10 protein-coding genes are annotated in these 9,331 nt (G+C 68.3%); 5 read left to right on the forward strand and 5 right to left on the reverse strand.

Features of this window, described 5'->3' with window-relative positions:
* Window positions 1–8: 8 nt before the first annotated feature.
* Entirely contained in the window at window positions 9–1,325 is a 1,317-nt protein-coding gene (locus CF70_RS32955; RefSeq protein WP_035875816.1) for a sigma-54-dependent transcriptional regulator, read from the forward strand.
* Window positions 1,326–1,348: 23 nt separating this feature from the next.
* On the opposite strand, the gene CF70_RS32960 is transcribed toward CF70_RS32955, so the two are convergent.
* The 3 genes from CF70_RS32960 to CF70_RS32970 all read right to left on the reverse strand — a co-directional run bounded on the left by CF70_RS32960 (window position 1,349) and on the right by CF70_RS32970 (window position 4,755).
* Complete coding sequence (locus CF70_RS32960; RefSeq protein ID WP_235185307.1) at window positions 1,349–3,466, reverse strand: ATP-dependent helicase; 2,118 nt, start codon at window positions 3,464–3,466, stop codon at window positions 1,349–1,351.
* A gap of 184 nt (window positions 3,467–3,650) precedes the next feature.
* Window positions 3,651–4,205: a TlpA disulfide reductase family protein gene (locus tag CF70_RS32965; protein ID WP_035875800.1), complete on the reverse strand. Its 555-nt coding sequence runs from the start codon at window positions 4,203–4,205 to the stop codon at window positions 3,651–3,653.
* 103 nt (window positions 4,206–4,308) lie between these two features.
* Complete coding sequence (locus tag CF70_RS32970; RefSeq protein ID WP_152561979.1) at window positions 4,309–4,755, reverse strand: thioredoxin fold domain-containing protein; 447 nt, start codon at window positions 4,753–4,755, stop codon at window positions 4,309–4,311.
* A gap of 266 nt (window positions 4,756–5,021) precedes the next feature.
* Between CF70_RS32970 and CF70_RS32975 the strand changes: the two genes are divergently transcribed.
* From CF70_RS32975 to CF70_RS37145, 3 genes are all read left to right on the forward strand, one after another.
* Complete coding sequence (locus tag CF70_RS32975) at window positions 5,022–5,621, forward strand: membrane protein (protein ID WP_035875802.1); 600 nt, start codon at window positions 5,022–5,024, stop codon at window positions 5,619–5,621.
* A gap of 75 nt (window positions 5,622–5,696) precedes the next feature.
* Entirely contained in the window at window positions 5,697–6,347 is a 651-nt protein-coding gene (locus CF70_RS32980; RefSeq protein WP_035875804.1) for a LysE family transporter, read from the forward strand.
* A gap of 113 nt (window positions 6,348–6,460) precedes the next feature.
* Window positions 6,461–6,631: a hypothetical protein gene (locus tag CF70_RS37145; protein ID WP_200876850.1), complete on the forward strand. Its 171-nt coding sequence runs from the start codon at window positions 6,461–6,463 to the stop codon at window positions 6,629–6,631.
* A 24-nt stretch (window positions 6,632–6,655) separates the two neighbouring features.
* Here the strand turns inward: CF70_RS37145 and CF70_RS32985 are convergent, their stop codons facing one another.
* Both CF70_RS32985 and CF70_RS32990 read right to left on the reverse strand, forming a co-directional pair.
* Window positions 6,656–8,200, reverse strand: a complete 1,545-nt coding sequence (locus CF70_RS32985; protein ID WP_035875805.1) for a YifB family Mg chelatase-like AAA ATPase — start codon at window positions 8,198–8,200, stop codon at window positions 6,656–6,658.
* A gap of 123 nt (window positions 8,201–8,323) precedes the next feature.
* On the reverse strand, window positions 8,324–8,587 hold the full coding sequence (locus CF70_RS32990; RefSeq protein WP_035875807.1) for an accessory factor UbiK family protein: 264 nt from the start codon (window positions 8,585–8,587) through the stop codon (window positions 8,324–8,326).
* Between the two features lie 377 nt (window positions 8,588–8,964).
* Between CF70_RS32990 and CF70_RS32995 the strand changes: the two genes are divergently transcribed.
* Window positions 8,965–9,331 (forward strand): TorF family putative porin (locus CF70_RS32995; RefSeq protein ID WP_035875809.1); only part of this gene is annotated, 367 nt, incomplete at its 3' end.

The following is a 9,331-nucleotide window of genomic DNA, read 5'->3' on the forward strand; positions in this document are numbered from 1 at the left end:
GCATCGCCATGCAAGACGGATTGCGTGTCCTGTTCGTCGAAGACGAACCCCTGGTACGCCAGGCTACCGCGCAGAGCCTGGAGCTGGCTGGCTTCTCCGTGCTGGCGCTGCCTTCGGCCGAAGCCGCCATGCCGCACCTGTCGCCGGAATTCCCCGGCGTGCTGGTGACGGACGTGCGGCTCACCGGCGCCAGCGGCCTGGACCTGTTGCAGCACTGCCGCAACGCGGCGCCGGGCGTACCCGTGATCCTGGTCACCGGCCACGGCGACATCACCATGGCGGTACAGGCCATGCGCGAAGGCGCCTACGACTTTATCGAGAAACCCTTTGGCGCCGACCGCCTGACCGAGACCGTGCGCCGCGCGCTGGAACGGCGCGCGCTCGAACTGGAAAACCGCGCCCTGCGGCGCGAGCTGGCCGGCCCGGCCGCGGGCACCCGTATCATCGGGCGCTCTCCGGCCATCGAGCAGGTGCGCATGCTGGTGGCCAACGTGGCCGCCACCGACGTGCCGGTGATGATCAACGGCGAGACCGGCACCGGCAAGGAGCTGGTGGCGCGCAGCCTGCATGCCTTGTCGCCCCGGCATCATGCACCGTTCGTCGCGCTGAATTGCGGCGCGGTGCCGGAAGCCATTTTCGAGAGCGAGATGTTTGGCCACGAGGCGGGCGCTTTCACCGGCGCCGGCAAGCGCCGCGTGGGCAAGCTCGAGCATGCCTCGGGCGGCACGCTGTTCCTCGACGAGATCGAGAGCATGCCGCTGGCGCTGCAGGTCAAGCTGCTGCGCGTGCTGCAGGAGGGCACGCTGGAGCGGCTCGGGTCCAATGCGTCGATCGCAATCGATGTGCGCATCGTGGCGGCAGCAAAGGGGGATATCGAGGCGCTGGTGGCGCAAGGCACGTTCCGCCAGGATCTCTACTACCGGCTCAATGTCGTCACCATCCCGCTGCCCCCGCTGCGCGAGCGGCGCGAGGATATCGTGCCGCTGTTCGAGCACTTCATGCTGGTGGCGGCGGTGCGCTACCAGCGCCCCGCGCCCATCCTCTCCGAGCTGCAGCGCCAGGCGCTGATGCAGCGTGCCTGGCCCGGCAATGTGCGCGAGTTGCGCAACGCCGCCGACCGTCTGGTGCTGGGCGTGCCGGAGGGCGGCACGCGCGCCGATGCGCTCGACGACTCCACGCCGCTCAAGGAGCGCATGGAACACTACGAGCGTGCTGTCATCGCCGATACGCTGGCGCGCACCGGCGGCGCGGTCAGCCAGGCCGCGGACCTGCTGCAGGTTGGCAAGGCCACGCTGTACGACAAGATCAAGCGCTACGGGTTGTAGGGCAGCCTGCCGTCAACGGCAGTTCAACGCCACATATCCCGCATGCGCCCGGCCAGGTCGAGCCTGGGCAACGGCGCCCTGGCTGGCGCGTCCGCCACCGGCGGGGGCGGCGGCCAGGCGCGGCTGTGGAACAGCGGCATCACCCGGTTGGGCAGGAAGCGCGTGCGCGAAGCGTAGACGTGGCGATCCCCGTAGCCCGTTTGCTGGTGCACATAGAAGCGCTGCGGCACCACGATGTCGAGGTGGTCGCGGGCGCGGGTCATCGCCACATACAGCAGGCGGCGCTCTTCCTCGATTTCCTCGGTGGTGCCGGTGGCCAGGTCCGAAGGCATGCAGCCGTCGACGGCATTGAGCACGTAGACCGCCTTCCACTCCTGGCCCTTGGCCGAGTGGATGGTGGACAGGATCAGGTAATCCTCGTCGCGCAGCGGCACGCCGGATTCGTCGCTCGATGCGTCCGGCGGGTCGAGCGTGAGTTCTGTCAGGAAGCGCTCGCGCGAGGCGTAGGTGGCGGCGATCCGTTCCAGTTGCTGGAGATCGGCCGCGCGCGCGGGAGCGTCGTCGTGCAGGCGTTCCAGATGCGGCTGGTACCACGCCACCACCTGCTCGAAGGCCGAGGGCCACGGCGCGGCCGGCGCCATCAGGCTGCGCGCCAGCGCCAGCAGATCGGGCCACGCCTCGGCGGCGGCCGGCGGTGCGTCGAAGGATTCCAGCGCGAACAGCGGCTCGGTGGCGATCTCCACCGCGTCCAGCGCGCGCGCGGCGGTTTTCGGTCCCACGCCGGGCAATAGCTGCAGGCTGCGGAAGCCCGCCATGCGGTCGCGCGGATTTTCCAGCCAGCGCACGACCGCCAGCACATCCTTTACGTGCGTGGATTCCAGGAATTTCAGGCCGCCGAACTTGACGAAGGGGATGTTGCGCCGGACCAGTTCGATCTCGAGCTGCGCGCTGTGGTCGGCGGCGCGGAACAGCACGGCCTGCGACAGCAGCGCCAGCCCGGCCTCGCGCCGCGCCAGGATCTGCTCGACCACGTAGCGGGCCTGGTCCGCTTCGTCGTTGACCACGACGATCTCCGGCTTTTCGGCCGAGCCGCGCTCCGACCACAGGTCCTTGGTATAGCGTTCGGCCGCCAGGCCGATCACCGCATTGGCGGCAGCCAGGATGGGCTGGGTCGAGCGGTAGTTCTGCGACAGCGTGACCATGTCCGCGGCCGGGGTGAACTGCCCGGGGAAATCGAGGATGTTGCGCACCGTGGCGCCACGGAAGGCATAGATCGACTGGGCATCGTCACCCACCACGGTCAGGCCGCGCCCGTCGGGCTTGAGTGCGAGCAGGATGGCGGCCTGCAGCGCATTGGTGTCCTGGTATTCGTCCACCAGCACATGGTCGAAGCGTGCGCCCATGTCCTGCGCCAGCATGGGTTCGGCCAGGGCCTGCGCCCAGTAGAGCAGCAGGTCGTCGTAGTCGAGCACCTGCTGCTTCTGCTTGGCTTCCACATAGCCGGCGAACAGCCCGCGCAGCGCATCCGTCCACATGGCATAGCGCGGGAACCATTGCTTGAGCACGTCTTCCAGCGGGGCCTGCGTGTTGACTACCCGCGAGTAGATCGACAGGCAGGTTTCCTTGCGCGGGAAACGCGAGGCCTGCGCGGACAGGCCGAGGTCATGGCGCACCACATTCATCAGGTCGGCGGCATCGCCGCGATCGCAGATGGTGAAGCTGGGCGACAGGCCGAGCGTCTCGGCGTACTCGCGCAACAGGCGCGCGCCGATGGCGTGGAAGGTGCCCGACCACGTCAGCGCGGCGCGGCCCGCGCCGGAGGTCTGCATGCCGAGCGCCTGGTCCACGATGCGCTCGACCCGCCGCCCCATCTCCGACGCCGCGCGGCGCGAGAACGTCAGCAGCAGGATGCGGCGCGGATCGGCGCCGCCCAGCACCAGGTGCGCGACCCGGTGCGCCAGCGTGTTGGTCTTGCCCGAGCCGGCGCCGGCAATGATCAGCAGCGGCGCGGCGGGCTCGTGGGTCACGGCCGCGCGCTGTTCCGGGTTCAGGGTGGACAGGTAGGCGGGCGTGGCGCAGGCATCCTGCCTGTTGGCGGGTGCATCGCAAAGCACGGCGCTGGGATCGGGATCGAGTAACACGGCAGGGGCCTTTGGGAATGCCGGGCGTGCAAGTGCGCTCGCCGGCATGGGCGGGGAAAACTGCCGGTAACTGTATATCCATACAGGCGAACTGCGCAAGGCCGGGGCCATTGCGTGGGGCTGCCGCAATAAAAAAGGTGCCATGGCAGGCACCTTTCTGGCGGATTCGGGCGGGCTGCGCGGATCAGGCCGCCTTGGCGAGCGCACCGTCGAGCAGCTTGTGCAGCGCATCCCACTCCGGTTCGCCGACATAGCGCTTGAGGATGCGGCCGTCCTTATCGATCACGAAGGTGGTCGGGGTCAGTTGCACCTCGCCGAATGCCTTGGCCGCCGCGCCGTCGGAGTCCATCGCCACCTTGAACGGCAGCTTGCGGGTTTGCGCATAGTTCATCACGTACATCGGCGGGTCGTAGCTCATTGCCACCGCCACGAACTCCAGGCCCTTGTCCTTGAACTTGTCATAGGTCTTGACCATGTCCGGCATCTCCTTGACGCAGGTGACGCAGCTGGTGGCCCAGAAGTTGACCAGGTAGACCTTGCCCTTGAGATCGGCGGTGCTGACCTTCTCGCCCGACAGCAGCGTGAAGGTGGCGGGCGGGGCGGCAGTGGCCGGGGCGATGGCGCGGTAGCCGAACCAGGCCAGCACGGCAACCAGCAGCACGGCGGCAATCGCGGGCCAGAGCTTGCGCCGGGCCGGGCTTGCCGCGGGAGGGGCGGTTGGGGAAGTGGAGGTCGTCATGATGCTCGCCGACAGGTCAGACAAGCCGCTATTCTACTGCCGCTGCCGCGGCGCTGCCGGATGCATGCATGGAGGCACTCGCGCTGCGGCGATTAGCCGCAGTTCAGTCCGGCGCGGCGGCCAGCGCCGAGCGGGCCTTATCCAGCGCCTGTTCCAGGTAGGCACCGTAGAAGTCAGGCTGCATGCCGCGCAACGGGGTGGCCAGCGAGCGGCCGCGCGCGTCCAGGAAGAGCACCGTGGGCGCCACCGTCACGTTGCGGCTGCGGGCCCATTCACGCGCCGTGGTCATGCTGCCATCCGCATTGCGCAGCGGCGTGTTGGCGGTCATGTCGAGCTCCCGCGCCACGATCTCGCCCGCCGCGGCCTGCGGGCCGAGATAATTGCGGCGCACCGTTTCGCAGTAAACGCAGTCGGGCAGCGTGACCAGCACCACCAGCGGTTCGCCGCGGGTGGCAGCCGCCTTGGCCTGGGCGGCCAGGTCGGTTGCCGCGGGCAGGCGGGTGCTGGCGGCCAAGGCGCCATGGCTTGTCGTGACGATGAGGGCACCCATCACCGCCGCCATGGCGCGCAAGGTACGGCGGGCGGGCGCACGGCGCGGTCGCGGCATGGACGGGACTGGCGGGTGGCCTGGCGACGGGATTTGCATGGGCTGGCAATGTGGATGCGCGCTGGCACGCAGGTTCCCCGATAATAGCGGCTTCCGTCCGCATCCGTGGTGCCGCCCGCGCGCCCTGGATGCGGGATCGCGCAATCCCGGGCACCGTCCCCGGCAATGTCCGCCGAACGTTGCCGCACGCTGCCGTACCCACTGCCGAGATGTCCCACCGCCGGTTTTCCCGCTTGTTACCGTCCTCGCTTGCCACCGCCCTCGCCGTGACTGCGCTCGGCGCCATGCTGATCGCCTGCTCGCCGCGCTATGACTGGCGTACCATTCAGTCCAACGAAGGCGCGTACGCCGCGCTCTATCCGGGCAAGCCAAGCGGCGCCGCCCGCGAAGTGGCCATTGCCGGGCGCAAGCTGCCAATGACGATGGACGCGGCCCGGATCGACGAAACCCTGTTCGCCGTTGGCGTGGTGACCTTGCCCGCCGACGATGCCGCGTTGCGGCAGGCCGCGCTTGAATCGATGCAGGCGGGGTTGCTTGGCAACCTCGGTCCCCACCCCGCGGAAGCGGTCAAGACGCGCAAGGTGAAGGTGATGTCGGCCGCGACACCCGCCGTGGCGCTTGACGGCGTGGAGGTGCAGGTGGCGGCGGTCTCGCCGCAGGACCAGTCGCCTCGCAGGCTGACGGCGCGGCTGGTGGCTTCCGGGGTGCACGTCTACCAGGCGGTTGTGCTGGAGGCCGGCGATGCCGCGCGCGACCAGCGCCAGGCGGAGCAGGTCGACCAGTTCCTCACTGGTTTTCATCCGTTTTAGGCGCTAACCGAGCCTTATTGCGCTTAGCCGGCCCGCAATGCGCGGGCCGATCAATCCGTTCAAGGGAGTTTTTTCATGCGTTGGGAAGTTTGGCTGGCCTATTTCGCGGCTTGTTGGGTGATTGCCGTCTCGCCGGGTTCGGGGGCGGTGCTGTCGATGAGCCATGGCCTGTCGTACGGGCTGCGCAAGACCACCACTACGATCTTCGGCTTGCAGACCGGCCTGGTGATCATCCTGCTGGTGGCGGGCGGCGGCCTGGGCGCGCTGCTGCTGGCGTCCGAGCATGCCTTCGCCGTGGTCAAGACGATCGGTGCGCTCTACCTGATCTACATCGGCGTGCAGCAGTGGCGCGCCCGCGTGGATAGCGCCCCGGATGAGGCGGCGCAGGGCCAGGAGGCGCCGCGCGTTGCCGCGCTGAGCCCGCGCCGCCGTTTTGCCACCGGCTTGCTGACCAATGTGACCAATCCCAAGGGCATCATCTTCATGGTCGCGGTGCTGCCGCAGTTCATCGACCCGGCCCATGCGCTCGCGCCCCAGCTCGCCATCCTGGCCGTGACCATGTGCGCCGTGGACCTGGTGGTGATGCATGGCTACGCGCTGCTGGCCTCGCGCATGCGCGGCCTGTTCCGCAATGCGCGCGCGGTGCGCTGGCAGAACCGGATCTTCGGCAGCGTGCTGGTGGCCGTGGGCGCCGCGCTGTTCTTCGTCAGGCGCCATCCGGCTTGAGGAAGCGGAGCCGGCATCCGCGCCGGCCCGGTCTCCCGATCTCCTGATCTACCGCTAGCTTCCCGCAGGTGCGTTTGCTTCAATAGGTAGGACGACTCGAGCGGAGGTAAGCAATGCGAAGCTCTTCCACCCTGCAGGCCAGGTTGCATGCACGACCGGCCCATACCGTGCCGCCGGACGAGGAGCCGCCGCCGCCGGGCATTCCGCCCGATCTCCCGCCCATCGAACACCCACCGCCGCCGACGGAGCCGCCGGTGGCGGTGCCTCCGCCCCGGCGCGGCTGAGTGCGAACCGGACGCGCGCCGTCGCTACGGCGTACGCAGCGCCCGCCGATACTGGATGGCTTCGCCCACATGGCTGGGCTGCAATAGCTCGGTCCCCGCCAGGTCGGCAATCGTGCGGGCGATCTTCAGCGCCCGGAAATAGGCGCGCGCCGACCAGGACAGCTTGGTCATGGCGCCACGCAGCAGGGCTTGCGCCTCGGGCGTGAGCGGACAGTGCTCGTCGATCTCACGCCCTGAGAGCGCCGCGTTGGGCTTGCCCTGGCGCGCCTGCTGCAGGGCGCGGGCGGCCAGCACGCGCTGGCGCACCTCGGCGCTGGACTCGCCGGGAGGGCCATCGAGCATTTCGCGCTGGTCCTGGGCAGGTACCTCCACTTGCAGGTCGATCCGGTCGAGCAGCGGCCCCGACAGCCTGGACTGATAGCGCAGCACCTGGTCCGGCGTGCAGCGGCAGGGACGCGACGGGTGTCCCAGGTAGCCGCACGGGCAGGGATTCATGGCGGCGACAAACTGGAACCGGGCGGGGAAGTCGGCCTGGCGCGTGGCGCGCGAGATGGTGACGCGGCCCGATTCGAGGGGTTCGCGCAGGACCTCCAGCACGCGGCGGTCGAATTCCGGCAGTTCATCCAGGAACAGCACGCCTTGATGGGCCAGCGAGATCTCGCCGGGGCGAGGATTGCTGCCACCGCCCACCAGCGCCGCCGCCGAAGCGGTGTGGTGCGGCGACCGGTAGGGCCGCTCGCGCCAGCGGGCGGGGTGGAAGCCGGCGGCGGTGAGGCTCTGCACCGCGGCGGATTCCAGCGCTTCGTCCAGCGTCATCGGCGGCAGCAGGCCGGGAAAGCGCTGCGCCAGCATGGATTTGCCAGTGCCAGGAGGGCCGACCAGCAAGGCCGAGTGCTGTCCGGCGGCCGCGATTTCCATGGCGCGGCGCGCTTGCGGCTGGCCCCGGACGTCGCGCATGTCCGGACCGGCAGGCTCGTCTTCGCCGATCTGCGCAAGCGGTTCCGCACGCGCCAGCCGGGCGTCCGGCAGGGGGCCCAGGTGAGCGCAGACTTCCAGCAGGGAGCGTGCTCCGTAGACCGTGATCCCGTCGATCAAGGCGGCTTCCGGCGCATTTTCTGCCGCTACCACGAAAGTGCGGGGCGGGCCTGCGCCCGATATCTGCCGCGCGGCGTTGTCGCGCCCCAGGCTCATTGCCATGGCCAGCGCCCCGCGCACGGGGCGCAACTCCCCGGATAGCGACAACTCGCCGGCGAACTCGCTGGCATCCAGCCCGTCCAGCGGGACCTGGCCACTGGCGGCCAGGATGCCGAGTGCGATCGGCAGGTCGAAGCGCCCGGATTCCTTGGGCAAATCCGCGGGCGCCAGGTTTACCGTGATCCGCCGGCTGGGAAACTCGAAGCGGCTGTTGAGGATGGCCGCGCGGACCCGCTCACGGCTTTCACGCACCTCGGTATCGGCCAGCCCGACGATCGTGAAGGCAGGAAGGCCGTTGGCCAGGTGCACCTCGACCGATACCAGCGGTGCCTCAAGGCCGGTCAACGCCCGGCTACGCAGCAGTGCGAGGCTCATCTCACTCCGAAAGCGTCAAGGATGTGTTAACGAAAATGGCCGCCGGAATACGGCGGCCATCGGTCGGGATCTTGGCCCAGGTTCATCTGACTACCTGGGCGAGCGTGCGGCGCAGCAAGGGCTTCAGCCGGAAACAGACGTGTCGGACGCGCCTGCCGCGCGGCTTTCCAGCGCCTGCACGCGGGCTTCCAGTTCTTCCAGCCGCGCGCGGGTGCGCGCCAGCACCTGCGATTGCACATCGAATTCCTCGCGGGTGACCAGGTCGAGCTTGGAAAACCCTTGCGTCATCATGCTGCGCACGTTTTTCTCGATGTCCTTGGCGGGCGAGTTGCGCAAGGCCTCGCTGATCTTGGCCTGGAAATCGTTGAACAGGTCGGTGGGCTTCATTGTGATTCTCCTTTTGCACCGCCTTGGTGCGTGTAATGGGGTGAGCGGATTCGGCGTGCAGCATCGCGGTGCACCGTAATGGGGTGCGGACGAAGGCGATGCGCGCACGGCACTTGCCGCCGGCATGGGCCGATTATCGCGCTTCAGGCGTCGCCGGGAAAGCGCCGGCGCGGGCTGGTAACACCTTTTAACGTTACTGCGCTCGCCGGGAGCCAGCCAGCGCAGTCGTTCAAAGCGTCTATATGGGCACAAATAATAATTTGTAATCGTCGTTTTCTGCCTGGCACGGCAGTTGCAGTAATGGTGGCAGGAGTGTCGTTTCGCAAATCATTCTTAAACACACAAGTACCGAGCCAGAGGAAAAGGAGAGCAAACCCATGAAGAAGTTGGCCCTTGCAGTCAGCGCCAGTGCAGTAGTGCTTTGCGGGCTCACCCCCGCGGCATTCGCCCAGAGCAGCGCGCAGGAGGGCGGTGCACCTACCGACGCCGCTGCCGCCGCCGACGCCTCGCCGCACACCTTCACCGCCAACGTGACCTTGGCCAGTGAGTATCGCTATCGCGGCCTGATGCAGACCAACCGCCGCCCGGCCATCCAGGGCGGGTTTGACTACGCGCATTCGAGCGGCTTTTACGTGGGCAACTGGAACTCGAGCATCAGCTGGCTCGGTGACAGCAATCCGCAAGTCTCGGCGCCGATCGAGATGGACTTCTATGGCGGCTTCAAGAACACGGTGACGCTGGGCG

The sequence above is a fragment of the Cupriavidus sp. SK-3 genome, from assembly GCF_000611145.1.
GTDB lineage: Bacteria > Pseudomonadota > Gammaproteobacteria > Burkholderiales > Burkholderiaceae > Cupriavidus.